Genomic DNA, 23,660 nt, shown 5'->3' on the forward strand with positions numbered 1-23,660 from the left:
AAATAAAAATAATCTCGTGTCTCCTGACTCCTATCTCCAGCAATCCTGACTCCTATCTCCTGACTCCTGTCTCCTGACTCCTATCTCCTGAATTCTTTTATTATCAAATAATTATCCAAATGCGTATATTTATTAGCACGGGTGAGGTATCGGGTGATTTACAGGCAGCCATGCTGATTGAATCCCTTTTTAAACTAGCTAAAACCCAGGCAATTGAGTTAGAAATTTTTGCTTTAGGTGGCGATCGCATGGAGTTAGCCGGGGCGAAAATGTTGGGTAAAACCACTCGACTGGCTGCCATGGGATTAATTGAATCTATCCCCTTTATTTGGCCAACTTTACAACTACAAAAACGAGCAAAAGAGTTTTTTAAAGATCATCCTCCCGATCTGATTATTTTAATTGATTATGTGGGGGCAAATGTGGCGATCGGTCAATCGGCTAAAAAAATTATTCCCCAAGTGCCAATTATTTATTATATTGCCCCACAGGTGTGGATTTGGTCGGAAGAAAATATTCCCTCAGCTAAACTAAGGGCCACAGCAGAAAAGTTATTTAATACGGAAAAATTAATCGCCGTCACGGATAAATTATTGGCAATTTTTCCTGCCGAAGCCCGTTTTTTTGAAACAAAAGGTTTACCGGTAACTTGGGTGGGACATCCTTTAGTTGATCGTATGGCTAATGCTCCCAATCGGCAAGAAATGCGGCAAAAATGGGCAATAAAACCCGAAGAAACGGTAATCGCTTTATTACCTGCTTCCCGTCAACAGGAGTTTAAATATCTCGTGCCGACGGTGTGCGCTGCTGCTAAAAAATTACAGGAAAAAATTCCCGATATTAAGTTTTTAATTCCCGTTCCCCTAGCTTTATACGAACCAAAAATGCGAGAATTAGTGAAGGAATATGGATTAAATGCGGTGATTATGGAACGAGATCAGACTTTAGAAGCGATTGCCGCAGCCGATCTGGCTGTGGCTAAGTCTGGTACAGTTAATCTCGAAATTGCTTTGTTAAATGTGCCGCAGGTGGTGGTTTACCGTTTAAGTGTAGTTACTGCTTGGATTGCCCGCAATATTATGAAGCTTTCTGTACCATTTGTCTCACCGGTAAATTTAGTTTTAATGCGAGAAATTGTTCCCGAATTATTACAAGAGGAAGCTAACCCAGAGAGAATTATGCAGGAATGTCTAGATTTATTATTAAATCAGCAACGTCGGCAAAAAATGTTAAATGAATACGCAGAAACTAAAGCCGGTTTAGGAACAGTAGGCAGTTGTGAGCGAGTGGCACAAGAGGTACTTAATTTTACGGATCAAGTTCCGAAAAACCAGAAAAAAGCGGGGTAATTTGCCACTACCCCACCAAATATTATCAAGGAATTACGATTACTTATAAGCGTCCATACCCTCACAGGAACAAACCAGATTTCTGTCCCCGTAAGCATTATCAACCCGTCCCACTACCGGCCAGAATTTATAATCTTTTAGCCAAGAAAGCGGGTAAGCTGCCTGTTGACGGGAATAGGGACGACTCCAATCATCGGCAGTTAAAACTGCGGCTGTGTGGGGGGCATTTTTCAAGGGATTATCGTGGGGATCCATGCTCCCATTAGCGATCGCTTGTACTTCTTGATAGATAGTTAACAAAGCTTCACAAAAACGGTCTAATTCGCCCAAAGATTCGCTTTCCGTGGGTTCCACCATCATTGTACCCGCCACGGGCCAAGAAACCGTCGGCGCGTGGAAACCGAAATCCATCAAGCGTTTTGCCACATCTTCCACCTCGATGCCGGCCTGTTTTTTCAGGGGACGTAAATCAATCACGCACTCGTGGGCAACCGTTCCCGCGCTACCCTTAAATAACACCGGATAGGCCGACTCCAGACGAAAAGCCATATAATTAGCGTTCAAAATTGCCACTTCTGTCGCTTTTTTCAAGCCTGCTGCCCCCATCATAGCGATATACATCCAAGAAATCACCAAAATGCTGGCACTACCCCAAGGCGCGGCCGAAATTGCCCCAATCGAGTCCTGATGCTTACCGTTAGCGGTTTCTGGGGATAATTTCGCCAAAACCAGGGAAACATCGGGCAGAAAAGGCACTAAATGGGATTTTACTCCGATTGGTCCCATACCGGGTCCCCCCCCACCGTGGGGAATACAGAAAGTTTTATGGAGATTCAAGTGACAGACATCAGCGCCAAAATCCGCCGGACGACATAAACCCACCTGAGCATTCATATTGGCGCCATCCATATACACTTGACCACCGTATTGATGAATCAAGGCACAAATTTCGCTAATTCCCTGTTCAAAAACGCCGTGAGTGGAAGGATACGTCACCATCAAAGCCGCTAGATTATCCTGATGCTTCCGGGCCTTAGTTTTCAGGTCATTAATATCAATATTGCCCCGAGAATCGCAATTAACCGCCACTACTTTCATACCACACATAACAGCACTGGCAGGATTAGTCCCGTGAGCGGACTCAGGAATTAAGCAAATCTGACGATGACCTTGACCGCGACTTTCATGGTAGGCTCGGATCACCTGTAAACCGGCATACTCTCCCTGAGAACCGGCGTTCGGTTGTAGGGAAATGCCATCAAACCCGGTAATTTCCCCTAACCAAGTTTCTAACTGTTGAAAGAGCAGTTGATAGCCTTCTGCTTGGTCAATCGGGGCAAAAGGGTGTAATTTGCCGAATTCTGCCCAAGTTACCGGAATCATCTCCGCTACGGCATTGAGTTTCATCGTACAGGAACCGAGGGGAATCATGGAAGTATTTAAGGCTAAATCCTTTGTTTCCAGACGGTGCAGATATCTGAGTAATTCCGTTTCCGAGTGGTAACGATTGAACACCGGTTCGGTAAGATAGGCACTGGTACGGGTTAAATTAGCGGGTAATTCTAGACTAATTTTCTCGACTAATTCCGCCGCGGTAAAGGGTAATTCCTCGGTGGGGGCAAAAATTTGCCATAAATCCCACACATCCCTGAGACTGGTGGTTTCATCGAGACTAATTCCTAGATTATTCTCATCAAAATAACGCAGATTAATCTTATGGGTTTTTGCCTTGGCGAAGATATCCTTAACTCCCGTGGATACCGTAACTTTGAGCGTATCGAAGTACGGTTCTTTCCCCACTTGATAACCCAACTTTTTTAAACCATTTGCCAATAAAGCGGTTAATTTCTGCACTCTTTGGGCGATTTTCTTGATTCCTTCCGGTCCGTGATACACCGCGTACATGGAAGCAATCACCGCTAGTAACACCTGTGCGGTACAAATATTACTGGTGGCTTTATCCCGGCGGATATGTTGTTCGCGGGTTTGCAAAGCTAAACGCAGTGCGGGTTTACCCTGACTATCCTTCGATACCCCGACAATGCGCCCCGGAATGCTGCGTTTATAGGCATCTTTGGTGGCAAAATAAGCGGCATGGGGACCCCCATAACCCAAGGGAACCCCAAAGCGTTGACTGCTACCCACGGCAATATCAGCCCCCAATTCGCCGGGGGGAGTCAACAGGGCTAAACTGAGAATATCGGCGGCAACGGTGACTAAAGCCCCATTTTCCTGCGCTTTGGCGATAAATTGCCGATAGTCATAAATTACGCCATCGGTGGCTGGATATTGTAATAATGCGCCAAAAATGGGCGTTTGAAAGTCAAAGAGACGATGATCCTCGATAATAATGTCAATACCTAAAGGAATCGCTCTGGTTTTAACAACTTCAATCGTTTGGGGATGGCAACTACTAGAGATAAAGAAAGCATTGGCTTTAGTTTTACACAGTCCATAACTCATACTCATCGCTTCCGCGGCTGCTGTTCCTTCATCGAGGAGGGAAGCGTTAGCAATTTCCAGACCGGTTAAGCTAGTGATGAGAGTTTGGAAGTTTAAGAGAGCTTCTAAGCGTCCTTGGGCGATTTCCGCTTGATAGGGAGTATAGGCGGTGTACCAACCCGGATTTTCTAGGATGTTGCGGAGAATTACCGGCGGGGTGATACAGTCATGGTAGCCCATGCCAATAAAGGAGCGAAATACCTGATTTTTGGAGGCAATAGCTTTTAATTGGGCAAGAGCGGCGTATTCACTCAAGGCAGGTGCTAGATTAAGGCTTTTTTGTAAACGAATTCCTGACGGGACAGTTTTAGCGATTAACTCCTCAACAGTAGCAACACCCAAAACCGCCAGCATTTTCTCGATTTCCGTCTCCGTCGGCCCAATGTGACGGTTAACAAAGCTATCGGTACAGTCTAGCAGGTCTTGCAGGTCAGCAGGAGCGAATTCCTCGGTTTTCTCGGCCGTAATTGACCTATTTAGCATATTAATCTCGGTTTCAACAATTACAAAAGTGTTGCGTTTCATCGCTAGGGGTGATTTTAACGCAACTTGTAAAATTTTTGTAATATTTGAAGCCAGCAAGTTAAAGTCTCAGCTAATTTGCTATCGAAAGTATGCACAAAATTAACCTCACTACTGCTTTGTCACCAAAAACCAACCGGAATCCGTAGAGCCGATCACCTTTAATCCTCCTAAATCAGTAGCTTCTTTGGTTTGACGATCGATAATTAGGTAGGGTTGCTTGTGACTTTGCCAATAATTGATTAATTCTTCAGCAGCAAGGGGAAAAACCCGACGACCACTATAAAAATTTAATGAGGGGCGCTCGTAGGCAAAAGAAATATAAACAGGGTGATCGGCCGGCACATATTTCTGTACTAAACTCGCCACAGGTTTGACGGGGAAATTCTCATTTAATTCCCATATCCACAGGGGAGAATTGACAAAAATAAACAAAGAAACCAACATTCCCCAGAGTAAAACCACGCTGAATTGTTCCGAGCGCCGAGCTAACAAAATCGCCGTTGTCACCATGGTCAAGGAAAGTGACAATAAGGTTAAAAGAATTAAGGGATGGATAGGTTCGATAGCGGCAAAATTACCAGGGACATAGGCCATTAAAGCTAATAAACCCGCCACAACGCCGATCATACCCAGAATAATTGACCAGATTGGATTATAGGGGCGATCAATGGGAAGATTACCCACTTGCGCCAAGGCATAACCGGCCGCTAAAGCCAAGGCCGGATAGATCGGCAGAATATACCAAGGCAACTTGGTCGCCATTACCGAAACCACCAACAAATAAACACCCGTCCAAACTAACAGTAACTTCGCCCAACTGTAGAGATGTTCCTGACGGGCTAAACGTAAACCCCAAACCGAGAAAATTAACCAAGGCCAACTATATTTAAGAATTTCCAGCAGATAATACCAAAACGGTCCGCGATGATTGTCCAGATCGTCACTAACTCGCTTTAACTGTTGAACAAAAAGGGAATCGAGAAACTCCCGCTCGTAGTGCCAAAATTGGGCGGTGTACCAGGCAAAAGCGGGGGTTGCTCCCAATAACCAACCCGACCAAAAATAGACAGAAGTTAACAACCGGGGAGTATCCCAGAGCAGAAAAATCAAGCCGATACCCGCCAATAATAGCCCCATAATCCCCTTAGTCAGACAAAGGAGGGCAAATCCTAACCCCGCCCCCAGAGACCAGCGTAAATCGCGCCGTGAGCGCAGTAAACAAACAAACATCAGCATTTCAAAACACAATACCGCTCCATCCAACATGGCTAAACGGCCATGACGCACCACCGGCAAAAGAGTTAGATAGATCAAGGCCGATAGTAAAGCTGGTAAACGAGCGGGAAAAATTTCTCGACCGAGAAGGTAGAGGAGCGGCACCGATAAAGCTGTTAAAAAAGCGGGAATTAGTCTCGTATTGGCCTCATTGATGCCCCAGAAATGGTAGGTTAGACCAATTAAACTATGAATCAACGGCGGTTTATTCAGGTAGGGATCACCCCAAAAACTGGGAAATAACCAGCGCAATTGTTCCAGGGGGGTTTGGCTAATTTCCTTGGCCACCTGAGCGATGGTCGCTTCATCCCAATCCCGCAAGGGTAAATTACCTAATCCCACTAGATAGATAATTAAGGCCGCTATTAATAATCCCAGTAAACACAGAAATTCTTTAAAATTTTCTCTCTGACGCAATTTATAACCAGAATATCCCCAAGTAAATTTTTGACGGTTCATAAGCTAGGTCAGTTATCAGTAAACAGTAATCAGTAAACAGTAATCAGTAAACAGTAATCAGTAAGGCTCTCCTAGACTGGTTATAGCAAATTAGTAGTTTCAATGAGCCTAATCCCTTAAATAGCCTAGAATCCAACCAAGCAAAAAGCTTTGATTATTTTGGTTCTTCGGTTTGTGTTATGCAATGGACGGGAGTTATAAGGGGTGAAACCCTTATATAGAAAGACATGGCTGCGATTTTTGCCAATTGTTTTCAATCTAGAACGAGCTAATCAATTAAGTCCCTTGCCAGATAAGGATTTAGCCGATTTCTGCCCCCTGATCGAACCATACCAAGTAACGAAGAACCATTATTTTCTGCTAAAATATCATAACTACTCTAGAAGATCCTTAAAACTCAAATCTGATAACTGATAACTGATAACTGATAACTGATAACTGATAACTGATAACTGATAACTGATAACTGATAACTGATTATGTATTGGTATAATGGCGAATTAATCGAGGATGAGCGAATAAGTCTGGGTATTGATGATATTGGACTGCTTTATGGAGCCACACTCTTTACTACCCTGCGTATCTATCAACAAAGCTTAGATCATCCCCTAACCCATTGGCAAGAGCATCTCCAACGTCTGCACTCTAGTTTACAAGTTTTTCAATGGTCTGATCCCGATTGGCAGCGAATTCGCCAAGGATCCGAAAAATTATCCCTATTGTATCCTGTCCTGAGAATCACAATTTTTGCCGATGGTAGGGAGTGGATTAAAGGCAGATTTCTCCCGGAAGATTTACACCTTAGACAAGAGCGGGGAATTATTGGGTGGGTAATAGATAATCCCGCTTGGCAACGGGTTTTAGGAGAACATAAAACTGGTAATTATTTGACCCCTTGGTTAGCGTCACAAACTGCTCAAAAAAAAGGAGCAAAAGAAGCGATATTAGTTGATCGAGTTGGGAATTGGTTAGAAACTAGCACGGGTAATTTATGGGGATGGAAAGATAATTGCTGGTACAGTCCCCTGCTGACTGCTGATATTTTGCCCGGAATCGGGCGCTCGGCTTTGATCGGCTGGTTAAAAAAACAAAATATTTCCCTGCAAGAAAATCTCTGGACCCCCGAATTTGTCAGGACTTTAGAAGGGATTGCTTATAGTAATTCCCTGGTGGAAATTATCCCTTTTAATTCTATTCTTGGCTGGGATCTACAGATAAATACAGCCATTTATCGGCAAGTTTTACCGGATTTACAGCAATATTTTTCCAGTCAATTAGAAGACAATAAATAAGGGTGTGTTACTAGAAGCTAACACACCTAAAATCTGGAAATAATACCGCTTAAGCTTTAAAATTCTCGCTCGGAATTAGCCTCACTATCGCGTTTAGAACCGAGTAAATCTAGTTGATCGACGAGAATCACCGGTTTAGAGCGAGCTAATCCCGTGTTTTTATCATTCCAAGTATCCATTTTTAAAGAACCTTTAATCCCGATTAAACCGCCTTTTTTCACATAATTAGCGGCCACTTCCGCCGTTTTGCCCCAAATTTCCAGATCGAACCAATCCGGCTGATCGCTATTTTTAGAGCGACGATTAACCGCTAAAGTGAAAGTACATAAAACCTTACCCGACTCGAAATACTTGGTTTCCGGGTCTCTCCCCGCTCGTCCCACCAAATGAACCAGATTTAAACTCATGGTCTTAAATCCTCAATTTAGTACAATAGTATGTTTATTTTAGCCCGAAACCCTGACTTTGACCGGTGGCTAGGGAGAAAATTAGGGGCAGGATTTGCGTCAATCTGGAGAGAAAGAAGCGATAATTAACTAGACTTGAGAAACAAAACGTAATAAAATCCAAGTCGATTCGATCGAAAGTCTAGCTATAGCAACGTTGTTATCAGAACAGGAGTGAAAACAAGTGGGTTTTTTTAGAGGACTAGGCTTATCAAGGGACATAGGTATAGACTTGGGTACAGCAAACACCCTCGTTTATGTGTCAGGGAAAGGCATCGTTTTAGAGGAACCATCGGTAGTAGCGATCGATCAAGATCGTAACCCGGTCGCTGTCGGGAAGGAGGCACAAAAAATGCTCGGTCGGACTCCGGGCCATGTCACCGCTCTGCGACCCCTGCGCGATGGGGTAATCGCCGATTTTTACAGCTGCGAGATCATGTTAGCGGAATTCATCAAACAAGCGCTCGATGGCACGATTGGCAATCCCCGCATGGTAATCGGTGTTCCCAGTGGGATTACTGGAGTAGAAAGACGTGCGGTGGTGGATGCGGCCAAAAATGCCGGCTCGCGAGAAGTGGGGTTAATTGATGAACCGGTTGCTGCGGCCTTGGGCGCCGGTTTACCCGTCTCGGAAGCGACGGGAAATATGATCATCGATATCGGTGGTGGCACGACGGAAGTGGCGATTCTCAGTCTCGATGGGACGGTGATCAGCGAATCGGTGCGCGTCGCTGGGGATGAACTCACGGAAGCAATTATCGCTTATCTGAAAAAAGTCCATAACCTGATTATCGGGGAACGCACGGCCGAAGATATCAAAATTCGCCTTGGTTCGGCTTATCCCTCCCCCGGAGATGAATTTCCTCCTCTGGAAGTGCGGGGATTGCATCTCATGTCCGGTTTACCCCGCACCGTGACGATAAAAGCGGAAGAAGTGCGGGAAAGTATGGATGAACCACTTTCTGTGATCGTTGATGCGATCAAACGTACACTAGAAAAAACTCCCCCCGAATTAGCGGCCGATATTATCGATCGCGGCATCATGTTAGCGGGAGGGGGTGCTTTATTACGGGGACTCGATCGCCTAGTCAGTCACGAAACTGGTATCGTTACCCATATCGCTGAAGATCCCCTGCGCTGTGTTGTCAAAGGCACGGGAGAAGTGTTAAAAAATCAGAAACTCTTTGAGCGGATCGTTAATGAAACAACTCGCAATGTCTAAAGGTCATTAGGATCGGTTAGCCGTTAGCTATCAACAGCGGAAAAATACACGGATTCTCACTCTACACAGCCAAGAGGTTTTAAATCGCTCATGTATTCAGCACGACGAAAATGGACACAGCAGGGATGGCGACTTTTTCTGCTCGCTGCCGCTCTGGGGGGAGCTTGGTACATTCGCACCTATCAAAGTGGGACGATTTTAGAATTGTATGGTTTATTAACCCGCCCTTTTCAGGGAGAGGAAACTAATCTGCAAGAGCAACTTCTGGCCGATCAACGGGTGCGAGAATTACAAAATCGTTTAAGTGAAGTCGAATATCAAAATCAACAATTAAAAAAACAGCTTGGTTATTATCAAACCCAGAAAAAACCCCTGATTTCTGCCCCAATTATTGGCCGCAGCGCTGATGATTGGTGGCAACAGGTAATTATCGGTCGGGGTAGCACCGATGGTGTGGAAGTGGGTGCTTCGGTGACGGGAATTGGCGGTTTAGTGGGACGGATTAGGGAAGTTACTCCCCACACCAGCAAAGTTTTATTGGTCAGTAATTCCCAAAGTCGCATCGGAGCAACGGTGAATCGTAGTCGGGCCATGGGTTTAATTCAAGGTCAGGATTCCCAAGTGGCCACCCTGCGCTTTTTTGAAAAAGCTCCCGATGTGAAACCGGGAGATGTGGTGACAACTTCGGCTTTTAGTAGTCTTTTTTCGCCAGGGTTGCCCATCGGTCGCATAATTTCCCTTAATTTACAGGAAAATCCCGCCCCCACCGCCAAAATTGAATTTACCGCCACCGTGGACAATCTCGAATGGGTCTTCGTTCACCCGCAACCCCAGCAGTGAGAGGGGGAATTATGCTGAAATTAAGCCGTTTATCAGCCCGTTCTCGTTTTGTACTGAATATTTTAGTCACTATCGCTTCGCTGCTTCTCTGTGCTTTTCTTTCCTTAATGCGGCTGCCCGGGATGGAGATTTTAGGCATCGCTCCCAATTGGTTACTGATTTGGTTGGTTAGTTGGAGTCTCAATCGCTCTTGTCTCGATAGTGTGGTGGCCGGATTAGCGCTCGGTGCTATTCAAGATAGTCTTACCTCTAATTATCCTTCCCATATCATGGTTTTTGGTCTCATCGGTTTCCTCACTTCCCGTTTACACCGACAACGTTATGTTAAAGAAGAATTGATCGCCGTGGTCTTAATTGTCTTTGTTATGACTTTAATCGCCGATGGTGCGATCGCTTTTCAATACTATCTACAAGGAGGCAAAAATCTCGCTGATCTTTGGCTCGATTATCAACGCATTGGCCTCACTTCTGCTCTGCTTAGTAGTCTCTGGACTCCCCTCGTCTATTATCCCCTCCAGCAATGGTGGCGACAATTTAGCGATCTTTAAGGAGACAGGAGACAGGAGACAGGAGACAGGAGACAGGAGACAGGAGACAGGAGACAGGAGATTATTTCTATTTACTCTTCCGACACCCTACACCCTACACCCAACACCCCACCTCCCCAACACCCCACCTCCCCACTTCCCTTTCCCCACTTCCCCTTCCCCACTTCCCCACTACCCCACTTCCCCAACACCCCACCTCCCCACTTCCCTTTCCCCACTTCCCCTTCCCCACTTCCCACCACCCCAACACCCCAACACCCTCATCCTCACCCGCTCAACTAACATGAAATACAAACAAAAACTTAGTCAATTTTTTCATAATCTTGCTAATAAATTAGAGAATTCCGAGCAACCCCCTAAAGTCGATCCTATAGACTCCAAATCTGCGCCAGTTGCGGGGGAAAAGCCAGTAGAAGCCGCTTACGAAGAAAAAAAGGTTAATTTAGTCTCCCGAACCAGTAGCAAGGCTCTAGAGACGTTAAAACCCTTAAAAAACAAATTTACTACCCTGCTCGACAATTCCCCCTTACCGCAATGGCGACAACATCCCCGCTTTGGGTTGTACTTGGGATTGGGATTAGGCGTAACTGGGGGCATTTTAGGGGTAGGTTGGGGCATTTATCGCCTTGAAACCTCTCTACCGCAAAATATCGCCGATATACAAACCTATGCTCGTCCCGGCACCCTAACCATTCAAGCCGCTAATGGGGAAATCCTCAAGCAAAATGGCCCTAGCACTTACGAAACCGTGAAAATTGCCCAAGTTCCCCCACTGGTACAGGAGGCCTTTATCGCTAGTGAAGACCGCCGTTTTCGCCAACACGGGGGAGTTGATGGCCAGGGTATTGCTCGCGCTCTCTTTTCTAACCTGAGAGCCGGGGGAGTGGTGGAAGGAGGCAGCACCATCACCCAACAATTGGCCCGGATTGTCTTTTTATCCCAAGAAAGGAGCTTTGATCGCAAATTACGGGAAATGCGTATCGCTCAGAAAATAGAAGATAAATATACAAAAGACCAGATTTTAGAGCGTTATTTTCACCTAGTTTATCTCGGTTCCGGGGCCTACGGTCTGGCCGATGCCGCTTGGTTATATTTCAGTAAACCCGTCGATAAATTAACTCTAGCCGAAGCTGCCACCCTTGCCGGGATTGTTCCCGCTCCTAGTCTCTATTCTCCCCTCGAAAACCCTAAATCTGCCCTAGAACGGCGTAATATCGTCCTAAAAACTATGGCCGAGGTGGGATTTATTACTAACGCTCAAGCAGAACTGGCGATCGCATCTCCCCTAGGTCTGAAAACCAGTCCCCTAAAACGTCTGCAACGGCAAGCGGCCTACTTTACCGATTATGTGGAAAAAGAACTGCCGCAACTGGTTCCCGCTAAAACCCTAGAAGCAGGGGGATTGGTGGTAAAAACTACCCTTAATCCTCGTTGGCAAAGGGAAGGGGAGGAAGTGGTAGAAAGAGCGGTTTCTCGTTATGGCAGGTGGCAGAACTTCCAACAGGCAGCTTTAGTGGCAATTGACCCCAAAAATGGACAAATTAAGGCCATGGTCGGGGGAATTGACTACGATAAGAATCAATTCAATCGGGTGACACAGGCAAAACGTCAGCCAGGATCTACTTTTAAACCTTTTGTCTATGCGGCGGCGATTGCGGCGGGGAAATCCCCCTATTCTAGTTATAAAGATGCTCAGTATGTAGTGGATGGTTATAAACCGGAAAACTACGGCGATAAGTATAGCGGCCGCGCGGTGTCCATGCGCGATGCTTTGACTTCTTCCCTGAATGTGGTGGCAGTTCAGGTGTTAGTGGCCGTCGGTTGGAATCCGGTGATTAAATTAGCTCAAGATATGGGGATCCAGTCGAAACTTTTACCCACTTATTCTTTGGCTTTGGGTGCTTCGGAAGTCAATCTTTTAGAATTGACCAGCGCCTACGGAACCTTTGCTAATAATGGTGTGCATCAACCAGTTTACGGTATTAATCAGGTACTCGATCGCAATGGTAAAGTAATTTATCAAGCCAATTTTAAACCGAAAACTGCTCTCAATCAAAACACGGCAGCGACGATGACTTGGATGCTGCAGGATGTGGTTAATTCGGGAACGGGAACCCCCGCACAAATTGGTCGTCCGGTGGCAGGAAAAACCGGCACTTCTGACAAGGCTCGCGACCTTTGGTTCGTCGGTTATATTCCCCAATTAGTCACGGGAATTTGGCTCGGTAATGACAATAATAAACCCACCAATGGAGCCAGTACCATGTCCGCTTGGATGTGGCGACAATTTATGTTAGGAGCAATTAAGGATATTCCCTATCAAGGTTTCCCAGAACCGAATTTAGGCAAACGTCCAGTGACAGTAAAAGCGGAACCAATTAAACCCCGACGTACCTACTTTACCCAAACTATTAATAATCGTTTAGCCAGCAGCGATGAGGGTTCCCCCAGCGAAGGACCCATCCGCAGACGGCGACGGGTTCGGGTAAGTCGCGAGCAAACTATCGTTCGTTCTAATACTAGCGAACCCAGCCAACGCCGTTCTAGTCGTCGGCGTACTACCGTCGCTCCTACCAGCGCCGCTGCTCCTAGTCCTCAAAATACGGCCCCCGCGGCAGCCGAACCGATTACCGTTCCCGTCACTGTGGCAGCTCCCGAAACTCGTTCGGTTCCCCTACAGGTAACTCCTCCCCCCGATGTGGCTCCTCCTGCACCCCCGGCAGAAAGACGCTGAATCGGCACGACAACCCTCGCAGGATTTGCGGGGGTTACAGAGGATACTTTATCTCTGCTGATTTCTGAAAGCCTTGTAAATCAAGAGTAAAAATATAGTTGCACACGGGGTTAAATCCGTTGAGTATAGGCTACATATCAGGAGAGACAGTCATGCAAGGGGAGTGACTCTTAAATTATTACAGATGCGTCAGCAGCCGTCCCCCAACGGGGGGTTTGGGTAGGGTTGATTCATGAATCAACCCTACTATCAATCAACCCTACTATCAATCAACCCTAGGAGTTTGGGGGTTCTACCCCCCAAAGGCTTGGATTGAGTGATAAAATCGGAAGTAATACGGCCATCCGTTGAGTATAGGCTACATATCAGGAGAGGCAGTCATGCAAAAGGGGGAATAAATAATCAGTTTTTAATAACTGGATTTAGTAGAATAACTTAAAAGCCGTTTAATGCCGATGACCAGTCTTATTTCCCCCACTACCGTCTCCTCAACCCGTTTAAGTCTCAGCTATCAAGTGGCTATGCCGGAACCGACTTCACACCTCTTTGAAGTTACTCTACAGATTACCGGTTGGCAAGCTCCGATTTTAAACCTAAAAATGCCGGTTTGGACTCCCGGTTCCTATCTAGTGCGGGAATACTCCCGTTTAGTTCAAGATTTTCAAGCTATTAACCTTAACAGTCGCAAAGTTGCTAAAAATCACTGGCAGATTGACAATGGTGACAGTTCCGAAATAACGGTCAAATATCGCGTTTTTGCCCACGATTTAACCGTCAGAACCAACCATCTCGATGATACTCACGGTTACTTCAACGGGGCTGCTTTATTTTTCTATATCCCCGATTATCAAAAACATCCCCTCACCCTGACAATTATCCCCCCCCATGGCGATTGGCGCGTTACCACTGCCTTAAAATCTTTATCCGGACAGAAAAACACCTTTCACGTTCCCGATTTTGATACCCTAGTGGACAGTCCTGTGGAGGTGGGGATTCATCAGTTATACGATTTTGTCGTCGAGGGAAAACCCCATCAATTAGCTATCTGGGGACGGGGAAACGCCAATCCTAGTCAAATTATCGCCGATACCACTAAAATTATTCAAACCGAGTCGGCTATGTTCGGTGGACTCCCTTATGATAATTATCTCTTTTTGCTACATCTTTCGGCGGCTGGTTACGGGGGACTAGAACATAAAAATTCCTGTACCCTTAACTATGCGCGTTTGGGATTGCGAGATAAGGATAAATATAATCGTTTTCTGCAATTAGTCGCCCATGAGTTCTTTCATCTCTGGAATATCAAGCGTATTCGCCCAAAAGCTTTAGAAAGCTTCGATTATGATGCAGAAAATTATACTTCTTCCCTCTGGTTTGCCGAAGGAACCACCAGTTATTACGATATAGTAATCCCTCTACGGGCGGGAATATACGATAGTAAGACTTTTTTAGAGCTTTTAAGCAAAGAAATCACCCGTTATCTCAATATACCCGGTCGTCTTGTCCAACCTCTAGGCGAATCGAGTTTCGATGCCTGGATAAAACTCTACCGACGGGATAGCAATAGCGATAATAGTCAAATTTCCTACTATCTCAAGGGGGAATTATTGTCGCTGCTTCTCGATTTACTAATTCGCACCCACACCGATAACCGTCGTTCCCTCGATGATGTTTTACGCTCGATGTGGCAACATTTCGGTAAAGAGGAGATTGGTTATACCGATGGGGAGTTGCAGGCAATTCTCGAATCTGCCGCAGGGGTGGATTTAAGCGACTTCTACCGCCGTTATATCGACGGTTTAGAAGAATTACCCTTTAATCAATATCTTGAACCTTTTGGACTCTATCTGCGGGGTGTTGACAATGGGGAGACGATACCTTATCTGGGAATGCGGCTACAGAGTGAAGCGGGTAAAGAAATAATTAAATTTGTCGAGATGGGTTCCCCTTGCCAAAAAGCGGGAATTAATGCTGATGATGAGTTATTGGCTATCGATGGATTGCGGGTGACGGCGGAACAGTTAAACGAAAGATTAAAAGACTACCGCGCAGGTGATATTATTCAGATAACAGTCTTTCATCTCGATGAATTGCGAACCCTTGCTGTTCCACTGGCTGCCCCGCAGACGATTCGCTATGAAATTATCAGGGTAGAAAATCCTTCTAATAGCCAGAAACAAAATTTTTCCGCATGGGTAAATCCCGTTTAGTTCTTGGTTCAATCAAAAAAAAATGTCTATTACCGAAATTCCTTTCCTTCCTCTCGCCTATTTTGAGAATAAATTTATCCCTTTTAGCGAGGCAAAGTTATCCGTTGCTACCCACGCACTACACTACGGAACTGCCGCTTTTGGGGGTTTACGAGGTACTCCCGACCCTAACAATGCTGGACAGATATTATTATTTAGATTAGAACGTCATTGTCAGCGTTTAAGTCAAAGTGCTAAGTTTCTTAATTACGAGATTCCTGCCGATAAAATCTATCAAATAATTATCGATTTTGTTAAAAAGAATCAGTGTCATCGACCTTTTTATATTCGTCCCCTTGTCTATAGTTCCGGGTTGGGAATTGCCCCGCGATTGCATGGTATCGAGAAGGATTTTCTAGTCTATGGTCTAGAAATGGATGATTATTTAGCAGCCGATGGGGTTAACTGTCGGATTAGTTCTTGGTATCGTCAAGAAGATAGAAGTTTCCCGTTGCGAGGTAAAATTAGCGCCGCTTATATCACTTCTGCTTTAGCAAAAACGGAAGCGGTAGAATCGGGGTTTGATGAGGCAATTTTAATGAATTCCCAAGGCAAGGTCTGTGAAGCGACGGGAATGAATATTTTTATCATCAGAAATGGTCAGCTAATTACTCCTAGTTTTGACCAAGATATCCTAGAGGGGATTACTAGAGATAGTGTTTTAACTATTGCGCGGGATTTGGGTATTCCGGTTATTGAAAGACCCGTGGATAAGACGGAGTTATTTATCGCTGATGAGGTGTTTTTAAGTGGCACTGCGGCGAAAATTACTCCGATTAAAAGGATTGAAACTTTTTCTTTACCTGCGGCTAAACCGATTACTTATCAGTTAAAAGAAAAGTTAAGTTCTATCGTTCTCAATCAGGAACCAAAGTATCAAGATTGGATTACTAAAGTTCCTTTATAGTTAGAGAAATTCACTTGATTTTCCTTGAGATGCGTCAAATGATGGCGCATCTCAAGGAACCCTGAAATAAACAGAATTTATCTATTTTTCGGTTTGATTCCTTCCTGTATGTAGGGTATAGTTTTATTAGGATCAATCTTTAGGATGGGTTTCTTCCCTGTTGCTGTTTTCTCTTGTTGATTATCGCTTTCTTGCTGACTTTGATCATTATCGGTTGTATGTTCCATAGTAGAGTAAATAACTATGACAAATATTTGGCTTACCTATGATTATACCTTAAACTCTATCAAAGTTCTCAAGGAGAGTATTAATCAACTAAATACAAAACTTACTTTGATTCTGACTATTGGTTTATTGGTATTTTGGTTAATTGTGGCTAAGATTTACCTGCTTATATAGTTTCCCTTGACTCTAACCAATCTCTTTATACTTGGGTTAAGCTGTCCTGCATTTAAACTATGTGTTGGAAATTTTATTACCAATGCTCAAACTCTCAAACTAGGGATAAATTTCCGGTATCGCCGGTCACTGAAATAGGTACAATAAACATTGGCTCGTTTTCATAGAGAACTTAAATGACGCAAAATAATCCCCTAGAGTTGATTGAGAAGTTAGAAACAGGAATCCCCGGCTTTGATTTTCTTTCGGAAGGGGGATTACCGAAAGGACGAGCAACTTTGATAGCGGGGACGGCAGGAAGTGCTAAAACTGTTTTTGCCTGTCAATTTCTGGCAGAAGGCATCAAAAATGGAGAAAATGGCGTTTTTGTCACCTTCGAGGAGCCACCCCAAGCACTAAGAAAAAATATGGGTGGTTTTGGTTGGAATATCCGGCAGTGGGAGGAGAATCGTCAATGGGCCTTTGTCGATGCTTCCCCCCAACCGGAAGAAAAGCCGATGGTGACGGGAGAATACGACCTAGGCGCATTAATCGCTCGCATTGAGTTTGCTATCCGCAAAAATAAAGCCAAACGGGTGTCTATGGATTCTTTAGGCGCAATTTTCAGCCATTTAAGTGATAGCGCTCAAGTGAGAAGTGATCTTTTTCGTCTGGCAACCGCTTTGCGAGAATTGGAAGTAACAGCGATTATGACCGCAGAAAGAACCCAAGAATACGGCGAAATCAGTCGTTATGGGGTGGAGGAGTTTGTGGCCGATAATGTGGTGATTTTACGCAACGTTTTAACCGATGAGAAAAGAAGAAGGACGATCGAAATTTTAAAATATCGGGGAACCGATCACCAAAAAGGAGAATTTCCTTTTACAATTATTCCCAATAAAGGGGCCGTGATTATTCCTTTATCAGCCATTGAATTAGAACAAAAATCCTCTAATATTCGCATTACTTCTGGCAGTCTGGAACTCGATAGAATGTGTGGGGGGGGTTTCTTCCGCGATTCGGTTATTTTGGTTTCGGGAGCCACAGGAACAGGAAAAACCCTGATGGTGACAGAATTTATGGCTGGGGGAGTAACCAATGGGGAAAGATGTTTAATTTTTGCCTTCGAGGAAAGTCGAGAACAGTTATTTAGAAATGCTACCGGTTGGGGTGTGGATTATGACCGCATGGAAAAGGAAGGTAAATTAAAGGTAGTCTGCCGTTATCCCGAAACTACGGGTTTAGAAAATCATTTAATTATGATGAAGGAAATTATCGAGGAGTTTCAACCTAATCGAGTGGCAGTAGATAGTTTATCTGCTTTAGAAAGGGTTTCTAATCTGAAAGGATTTCGGGAATTTATTATCGGTTTGACTTCTTTTATTAAGCAAAAAGAGGTGGGAGGATTATTTACTTCCACCACTCCCACTTTATTAGGTGGTTCCTCGATTACAGAAGCTCATATTTCTACAATTACCGATTCAATTATTCTGCTGCGTTATGTGGAAATGTATGGAGAAATGCGCCGCGGGATCACTGTTTTAAAAATGCGCGGTTCTATGCACGATAAGGATATTCGTGAGTTTTCGATCGATCATCAAGGTATGCACATCGGTCAACCTTTCCGCAATGTTACCGGAATTCTGGCTGGAACTCCTATGTACACAGCACAAACAGAAGTAGAACGTTTGAGTGGATTATTCGAGGATCGTAGTTAGGGTTTGCGGCAAAAAGTTTTTCGGTGGGGGTAGGGTGTAGGGTGTGGGGTGTGGGGTGTAGGGTTTTACCGATTTTCATCTGTTCAATTACCTAATTTTCAGGGAAAAAGTCCCGGAATTTTCCCCCTGATCACTCCCAGACGAGGCACTTTTGGATTTTAAAAAGGTCTAAAAGTCTTATCCAACAAGGTTTTTAGATTTATTCAGCAAGCTCTAGTTAAAATATAGCAGCATTTGCTAATCGCGCGTCGGTGGTTAGCTTTTTTCTCCCTATCTCCTTCTTGCTTTCTTGATATGTCTAAAAACTTTTGCTTTATTTTTCTAGGTCTTTTACTGATAAATAACCTACATTTATCAGCCTTGGCAGAAACAGTTTTACGGTTCTTCGGTTTTTGTTATGCAATGGAGGGGGGTTATAAGGGATGAAACCCTTATATATAAAGACATTGCTTCGATTTTTGCCAATTGTTTTCGATCTAGAACGAGCTAATCAATTAAGTCTCTTGCCAGATAAGGATTTAGTCGATTTATGCCACCCGATCAAACCATACCAAGTAACGAAGAACCAGTTTTACAAAGAATTGCTCGCACGGGAGAATTAAAAGCGGCAGCCAGAAAAGACGCTACTCCCTTTAGTTATATCGATGAGAAAACGGGACAATGGACAGGTTACGGAGTGGAATTAATGCGCTTAGTCCAACGTCGATTAGCACAAGAATTAGGTAAACCGATTACAATAACCTTTACAGAAGCGACGACTAATAATCGTTTTCAGCAAGTGGAACAGGGACAAGTAGATTTATCCTGTAATGCGGCAACAATTACGGAAGAAAGACTAGAAAAGGTTAATTTTTCTATTCCCTATTTTATGACAGGAGCGCAATTTCTAACTAAAAGGGAAAATGTTGATAAAATAGATATTAATCACACTTTAGCGGCAGTTGCGATCGCCTATATTCCCCACACCACCACCGATAGTATTATTCGTTATATCTATCCTCTGGCTAATTGGCAAGCTGTCAGCGATCGAAGTGAGGCAGTGGCAAAATTACAAAGGGGAGAAGTAAACGCAGTGGTTAGTGATGGAATTCTTCTACTGGGGGAACTCGTTAAACAAGGACAGGATCCGCGACAATTTGTGCTACTACCCAGTCAACCGATTACCACCGAACTTTATGGCTGTATTTTACCCAAAAACGATCCCGAATGGAAAAAATTTGTTGATACTGTTGTTGGCAGCAATGATAACCAGAAACTGCGAGAACAATGGTTTAATTTAGAAGAAAGTTCTTTCCCCTATAGGATTCTCAATCAACCCTAAAAATAGACTGTGATTGCTGAAAATTAAAAGTCAGTAAATTCTAGTTTTTTTGCTTTTTACTTGTTACTTTTTCCTGAAAAATTATGTCTTTTGTCGGTTTACATATTCACAGTGATTATAGCTTACTTGATGGTGCTTCCCAATTACCGGCACTAATTGATCGAGCGATCGAATTAGGACAACCAGCGATCGCTTTAACCGATCATGGAGTCATGTATGGTGCGATCGAATTAATTAAAACCTGCCGTAATAAGGGAATAAAACCAATTATTGGCAATGAAATGTATGTAGTCAATGGCGATATTGAAGTCAATCTTCGCCACCGAAAATATCATCAAGTTGTTTTAGCCAAAAACACCCAAGGCTATAAAAATCTGGTTAAATTAACTACTATTTCTAATCTGAAAGGTATTCAAGGTAAAGGCATTTTTGCTCGTCCTTGTATTAATAAAGAGTTACTCCAACAATACCACGAAGGATTGATAGTTACCAGTGCTTGCTTGGGTGGAGAGATTCCCCAAGCGATTTTAGCTAATAACAGGAAACTGGCGAAGGAAACGGCTAAATGGTATAAAAAACTTTTTGGTGATGATTTTTATTTAGAAATTCAAGACCACGGTTCTAAAGAAGATCGGATTGTTAATGTAGAAATAGTTAAAATTGCTAAAGAATTAGGAATTAAAGTAGTTGCTACTAACGATTCTCACTTTATTTCCTGTTACGATGTAGAGGCACACGATGCCTTGCTTTGTATTCAAACTGCCAAGTTAATTACTGAAGATAAACGTCTCCGTTATAGCGGCACAGAATACTTAAAATCTGCTGATGAAATGCGCTTACTTTTTCGTGATCATCTGCCAGAAGATGTGATTGAAGAAGCGATTAATAACACCTTAGAAGTAGCAGAAAAAGTCGAACCTTATAACATATTTAATGAACCAAGGCTGCCTAATTATCCTGTTCCTGCCGGACATACTGCTGATAGTTATGTAGAAGAAATTGCTTGGTTAGGATTACTAGAAAGATTAAAATGTCCTTCTCGTCACGAGATTGAGCCTGTTTACAAAGAAAGGCTTGAATACGAATTAAAAATGTTACAGAAAATGGGATTTTCTACCTATTTTCTCGTCGTTTGGGACTATATAAAATATGCTAGAGATCATGATATTCCCGTCGGTCCAGGACGCGGTTCGGCGGCGGGTTCTTTGGTAGCATATTCTTTAAAAATAACCAATATTGATCCCGTTCATCACGGTTTATTATTTGAGCGTTTTCTCAATCCTGAACGGAAATCTATGCCTGATATTGATACGGATTTCTGTATCGAGAGACGGGATGAAATGATCCAATACGTCACGGAAAAATACGGGGAGGCTAATGTTGCCCAAATCATTACTTTTAACCGCATGACATCAAAAGCTGTCTTAAAAGATGTGGCGCGGGTGTTAGATATTCCCTACGCCGAATCGGATAAAATGGCGAAAATGATTCCCGTTTCTCGCGGTAAACCCACACCTTTAAAAGTGATGATTTCCGATGAAACTCCCGAACCAGCATTTAAAGAAAGATACGATACGGAACCCCATGTGCGTCATTGGTTAGATATGGCAATTCGTATCGAAGGTACTAACAAAACCTTCGGAGTTCATGCCGCGGGAGTCGTCATTTCTTCCCAACCTTTAGATGAAGTGGTTCCCCTCCAGAAAAATAATGATGGGGCGGTAATTACCCAATATTTCATGGAGGATTTAGAATCATTGGGATTGTTAAAAATGGACTTTTTAGGGTTAAGAAATTTAACCACTTTGAAAAAAACCGCCGATTTAATTAAACAAAATCAGGGCATAGATATCGATCTGGATCAATTGCCTTTAGATGAAAGAAAAGCCCTGCAAATTCGGGCTAAAGGGGAACATAAAAAACTACCTCCCGATATTCTCAAAACCCACGGATTACTAGAAGAAGGGGATTTAGAAGGTATTTTCCAGTTAGAATCATCGGGGATGAAACAGATAGTTAAAGAGTTAAAACCATCGGGTATTGAGGACATATCTTCAATCCTAGCACTCTATCGCCCTGGTCCTTTAGATGCGGGATTAATTCCTCTCTTTATTGGCAGAAAACACGGTAGAGAACCCATTCGTTATGATCATCCTTTATTGGAACCAATTCTTAAGGAAACCTACGCAGTTTTAGTCTATCAAGAACAGATTATGAAAATGGCGCAGGATTTAGCTGGTTATTCCCTAGGAGAAGCGGATCTATTGCGTCGGGCAATGGGTAAGAAAAAAGCCTCCGAAATGCAGAAACAAAGGGAGATGTTTATCGATGGTGCTGCTAAAAATGGTGTGGAAAAAAGAATCGCTGAAAATCTCTTTGAACAGATGGTAAATTTTGCCGAATATTGTCTAGGAGGTGAGACGTTAATTTTAACTGAGGAATACGGATTATTACCAATTGCTAAAATTGTGAGCGAAGAAATTAACTGCACTGTTTATACTGTTGACCAAAATGGTTTTGTTTATAGTCAACCAATCTCTCAATGGCACGAGCGAGGTTTACAAGAAGTCTTTGAATACACCCTAGAAAATGGGCAAACTATCCAAGCAACCAAAGATCATAAATTTATGACTAGCGACGGAGAAATGTTAGCCATAGATACAATATTTGAGCGAGGTTTAGATTTAAAATCCTCTGATTTTTCCTAAAAACCAAACCCCCCAATCTTGTCGGATTGAGGGGTAGGAAAGAATAATCCTGGCATCGAGCTATTGTCCCGGTCGGCAACCCGACAAGTATCTTGGCCACGGTGAAGTTTCACAACCGAGTTCGGGATGGAATCGGAGTGGTGCCATCACGTTAAAGACACCAGGAAGGGTAGAACCCTCAAGACTGCAAAAGCTAGGGAAAAAGTGGTGAAAGAAGAATCAGGTCAAGCCCTCGGTCGGTTAGTACTCCTCGACTGCACTCGTTACCGAGCTTCCATCTAGAGCCTATCAACGGGTAGTCTACCCGAGACCTTACTGGCTTAATGCCATGAGAGCAATCATCTGGAGGTGGGCTTCCCACTTAGATGCTTTCAGCGGTTATCCGCTCCGCACATGGCTACCCTGCGTTTACCGTTGGCACGATAACAGGTACACCAGCGGTGCGTCCTTCCCGGTCCTCTCGTACTAAGGAAGGCTCCTCGCAATGCTCTTACGCCTACACCGGATATGGACCGAACTGTCTCACGACGTTCTGAACCCAGCTCACGTACCGCTTTAATGGGCGAACAGCCCAACCCTTGGGACCGACTTCAGCCCCAGGTTGCGATGAGCCGACATCGAGGTGCCAAACCTCCCCGTCGATGTGAACTCTTGGGGGAGATCAGCCTGTTATCCCTAGAGTAACTTTTATCCGTTGAGCGACGGCCCTTCCACGCGGTGCCGTCGGATCACTAAAGCCGACTTTCGTCCCTGTTCGACTTGTGGGTCTCACAGTCAAGCTCCCTTCTGCTTTTGCACTCTATCGTCCCATTTCCAACGGGACCGAGGGAACCTTTGCGCGCCTCCGTTACCTTTTAGGAGGCGACCGCCCCAGTCAAACTGCCCACCTGAAACTGTCTCCCGCCCCGATGAGGGGTCAGGGTTAGAATTCTAGCCTCGCCAGAGTGGTATCTCACCGTTAGCTCCACTCTCCCCACGAGGAGAGTTTCAAAGCTTCCCACCTATCCTGCGCAAGCGAAGCCCGAAGCCAATGCCAGGCTACAGTAAAGCTTCATAGGGTCTTTCTGTCCAGGTGCAGGTAGTCCGTATCTTCACAGACAATCCTATTTCGCCGAGTCTCTCTCCGAGACAGTGCCCAGATCGTTACGCCTTTCGTGCGGGTCGGAACTTACCCGACAAGGAATTTC

At 44.2% G+C, this 23,660-nt stretch carries 18 protein-coding genes and 2 rRNA genes (1 of these 20 only partly in view); 13 read left to right on the forward strand and 7 right to left on the reverse strand.

Features of this window, described 5'->3' with window-relative positions; genetic code table 11:
- Positions 1-119 precede the first annotated feature (119 nt).
- On the forward strand, positions 120-1,349 hold the full coding sequence (lpxB, locus tag MAE_RS16865) for a lipid-A-disaccharide synthase (protein ID WP_012266650.1): 1,230 nt from the start codon (positions 120-122) through the stop codon (positions 1,347-1,349).
- 39 nt (positions 1,350-1,388) lie between these two features.
- On the opposite strand, the gene gcvP is transcribed toward lpxB, so the two are convergent.
- Both gcvP and MAE_RS16875 read right to left on the reverse strand, forming a co-directional pair.
- Positions 1,389-4,376 (reverse strand): aminomethyl-transferring glycine dehydrogenase, encoded by a 2,988-nt coding sequence (gene gcvP, locus MAE_RS16870; RefSeq protein ID WP_173351077.1) that lies wholly within the window; start codon positions 4,374-4,376, stop codon positions 1,389-1,391.
- 108 nt (positions 4,377-4,484) lie between these two features.
- Positions 4,485-6,110, reverse strand: coding sequence for an ArnT family glycosyltransferase (locus MAE_RS16875; protein ID WP_012266652.1), 1,626 nt, complete (start codon positions 6,108-6,110; stop codon positions 4,485-4,487).
- A 240-nt stretch (positions 6,111-6,350) separates the two neighbouring features.
- On the opposite strand from MAE_RS16875, the gene MAE_RS30130 reads away from it, so the two are divergent.
- Complete coding sequence (locus MAE_RS30130; RefSeq protein WP_231859639.1) at positions 6,351-6,524, forward strand: hypothetical protein; 174 nt, start codon at positions 6,351-6,353, stop codon at positions 6,522-6,524.
- A 65-nt stretch (positions 6,525-6,589) separates the two neighbouring features.
- Entirely contained in the window at positions 6,590-7,402 is an 813-nt protein-coding gene (locus tag MAE_RS16880) for an aminotransferase class IV (RefSeq protein ID WP_012266653.1), read from the forward strand.
- Between the two features lie 56 nt (positions 7,403-7,458).
- Here MAE_RS16880 and MAE_RS16885 read toward each other — a convergent pair whose 3' ends face one another.
- Positions 7,459-7,809 (reverse strand): single-stranded DNA-binding protein, encoded by a 351-nt coding sequence (locus tag MAE_RS16885; protein ID WP_002797092.1) that lies wholly within the window; start codon positions 7,807-7,809, stop codon positions 7,459-7,461.
- 223 nt (positions 7,810-8,032) lie between these two features.
- Between MAE_RS16885 and MAE_RS16890 the strand changes: the two genes are divergently transcribed.
- The 3 genes from MAE_RS16890 (at position 8,033) to mreD (ending at position 10,458) form a co-directional block, all read left to right on the forward strand.
- Positions 8,033-9,070, forward strand: a complete 1,038-nt coding sequence (locus MAE_RS16890) for a rod shape-determining protein (RefSeq protein ID WP_012266654.1) — start codon at positions 8,033-8,035, stop codon at positions 9,068-9,070.
- 90 nt (positions 9,071-9,160) lie between these two features.
- Complete coding sequence (mreC, locus tag MAE_RS16895; RefSeq protein WP_012266655.1) at positions 9,161-9,910, forward strand: rod shape-determining protein MreC; 750 nt, start codon at positions 9,161-9,163, stop codon at positions 9,908-9,910.
- Positions 9,877-10,458 carry a rod shape-determining protein MreD gene (gene mreD, locus MAE_RS16900; RefSeq protein ID WP_041804172.1) on the forward strand — a complete coding sequence of 194 codons (582 nt, stop codon included), beginning with the start codon at positions 9,877-9,879 and terminating at the stop codon, positions 10,456-10,458. The genes mreC and mreD overlap by 34 nt, the downstream gene beginning before the upstream one ends.
- A gap of 71 nt (positions 10,459-10,529) precedes the next feature.
- Here mreD and MAE_RS33460 read toward each other — a convergent pair whose 3' ends face one another.
- Positions 10,530-10,700 carry a hypothetical protein gene (locus MAE_RS33460; protein WP_231859640.1) on the reverse strand — a complete coding sequence of 57 codons (171 nt, stop codon included), beginning with the start codon at positions 10,698-10,700 and terminating at the stop codon, positions 10,530-10,532.
- 41 nt (positions 10,701-10,741) lie between these two features.
- Between MAE_RS33460 and MAE_RS16905 the strand changes: the two genes are divergently transcribed.
- The 3 genes from MAE_RS16905 to MAE_RS16915 all read left to right on the forward strand — a co-directional run bounded on the left by MAE_RS16905 (position 10,742) and on the right by MAE_RS16915 (position 16,348).
- Entirely contained in the window at positions 10,742-13,192 is a 2,451-nt protein-coding gene (locus MAE_RS16905) for a transglycosylase domain-containing protein (protein WP_041804173.1), read from the forward strand.
- A gap of 449 nt (positions 13,193-13,641) precedes the next feature.
- A complete protein-coding gene (locus MAE_RS16910; RefSeq protein WP_041804174.1) occupies positions 13,642-15,402 on the forward strand; it encodes a M61 family metallopeptidase in 1,761 nt (586 codons plus the stop codon).
- 22 nt (positions 15,403-15,424) lie between these two features.
- Positions 15,425-16,348: a branched-chain amino acid transaminase gene (locus tag MAE_RS16915; RefSeq protein WP_002761646.1), complete on the forward strand. Its 924-nt coding sequence runs from the start codon at positions 15,425-15,427 to the stop codon at positions 16,346-16,348.
- A 77-nt stretch (positions 16,349-16,425) separates the two neighbouring features.
- On the opposite strand, the gene MAE_RS34155 is transcribed toward MAE_RS16915, so the two are convergent.
- Complete coding sequence (locus MAE_RS34155) at positions 16,426-16,575, reverse strand: hypothetical protein (RefSeq protein WP_164516973.1); 150 nt, start codon at positions 16,573-16,575, stop codon at positions 16,426-16,428.
- 348 nt (positions 16,576-16,923) lie between these two features.
- On the opposite strand from MAE_RS34155, the gene kaiC reads away from it, so the two are divergent.
- From kaiC to MAE_RS16930, 4 genes are all read left to right on the forward strand, one after another.
- Complete coding sequence (gene kaiC, locus MAE_RS16920) at positions 16,924-18,444, forward strand: circadian clock protein KaiC (protein WP_002797104.1); 1,521 nt, start codon at positions 16,924-16,926, stop codon at positions 18,442-18,444.
- A 458-nt stretch (positions 18,445-18,902) separates the two neighbouring features.
- The gene (locus MAE_RS33465; protein ID WP_158303538.1) at positions 18,903-19,046 is read left to right on the forward strand and encodes a hypothetical protein; all 144 of its coding nucleotides are present in this window, start codon (positions 18,903-18,905) and stop codon (positions 19,044-19,046) included.
- Entirely contained in the window at positions 19,025-19,765 is a 741-nt protein-coding gene (locus MAE_RS16925; protein ID WP_422730599.1) for an amino acid ABC transporter substrate-binding protein, read from the forward strand. Before MAE_RS33465 ends, MAE_RS16925 begins: the two co-directional genes overlap by 22 nt.
- 83 nt (positions 19,766-19,848) lie before the next feature.
- Positions 19,849-22,473, forward strand: coding sequence for a trans-splicing intein-formed DNA polymerase III subunit alpha N-terminal partner DnaE-N (locus tag MAE_RS16930; RefSeq protein ID WP_002797106.1), 2,625 nt, complete (start codon positions 19,849-19,851; stop codon positions 22,471-22,473).
- 47 nt (positions 22,474-22,520) lie between these two features.
- Here MAE_RS16930 and rrf read toward each other — a convergent pair.
- Positions 22,521-22,638: ribosomal RNA gene (gene rrf / locus MAE_RS16935) — 5S ribosomal RNA — on the reverse strand.
- A gap of 55 nt (positions 22,639-22,693) precedes the next feature.
- Positions 22,694-23,660: ribosomal RNA gene (locus MAE_RS16940) — 23S ribosomal RNA — on the reverse strand; it runs 1,913 nt beyond the window's last position.

Source organism: Microcystis aeruginosa NIES-843 (genome assembly GCF_000010625.1).
In the GTDB taxonomy this organism is placed as follows: Bacteria; Cyanobacteriota; Cyanobacteriia; order Cyanobacteriales; family Microcystaceae; genus Microcystis; species Microcystis aeruginosa.

What these genes read in the sequence shown, in the direction of transcription:
- MAE_RS16880 (WP_012266653.1), top strand. Translation starts at nt 6,590, where the DNA reads ATGTATTGGTATAATGGCGAATTAATCGAGGATGAGCGAATAAGTCTG.
- mreD (WP_041804172.1), top strand. Translation starts at nt 9,877, where the DNA reads ATGGGTCTTCGTTCACCCGCAACCCCAGCAGTGAGAGGGGGAATTATG.
- MAE_RS16905 (WP_041804173.1), top strand. Translation starts at nt 10,742, where the DNA reads ATGAAATACAAACAAAAACTTAGTCAATTTTTTCATAATCTTGCTAAT.
- MAE_RS16885 (WP_002797092.1), bottom strand. Translation starts at nt 7,809, where the DNA reads ATGAGTTTAAATCTGGTTCATTTGGTGGGACGAGCGGGGAGAGACCCG.
- MAE_RS16910 (WP_041804174.1), top strand. Translation starts at nt 13,642, where the DNA reads ATGCCGATGACCAGTCTTATTTCCCCCACTACCGTCTCCTCAACCCGT.
- mreC (WP_012266655.1), top strand. Translation starts at nt 9,161, where the DNA reads ATGTATTCAGCACGACGAAAATGGACACAGCAGGGATGGCGACTTTTT.
- gcvP (WP_173351077.1), bottom strand. Translation starts at nt 4,376, where the DNA reads ATGAAACGCAACACTTTTGTAATTGTTGAAACCGAGATTAATATGCTA.
- lpxB (WP_012266650.1), top strand. Translation starts at nt 120, where the DNA reads ATGCGTATATTTATTAGCACGGGTGAGGTATCGGGTGATTTACAGGCA.
- kaiC (WP_002797104.1), top strand. Translation starts at nt 16,924, where the DNA reads ATGACGCAAAATAATCCCCTAGAGTTGATTGAGAAGTTAGAAACAGGA.
- MAE_RS16915 (WP_002761646.1), top strand. Translation starts at nt 15,425, where the DNA reads ATGTCTATTACCGAAATTCCTTTCCTTCCTCTCGCCTATTTTGAGAAT.
- MAE_RS34155 (WP_164516973.1), bottom strand. Translation starts at nt 16,575, where the DNA reads ATGGAACATACAACCGATAATGATCAAAGTCAGCAAGAAAGCGATAAT.
- MAE_RS16930 (WP_002797106.1), top strand. Translation starts at nt 19,849, where the DNA reads ATGTCTTTTGTCGGTTTACATATTCACAGTGATTATAGCTTACTTGAT.
- MAE_RS16875 (WP_012266652.1), bottom strand. Translation starts at nt 6,110, where the DNA reads ATGAACCGTCAAAAATTTACTTGGGGATATTCTGGTTATAAATTGCGT.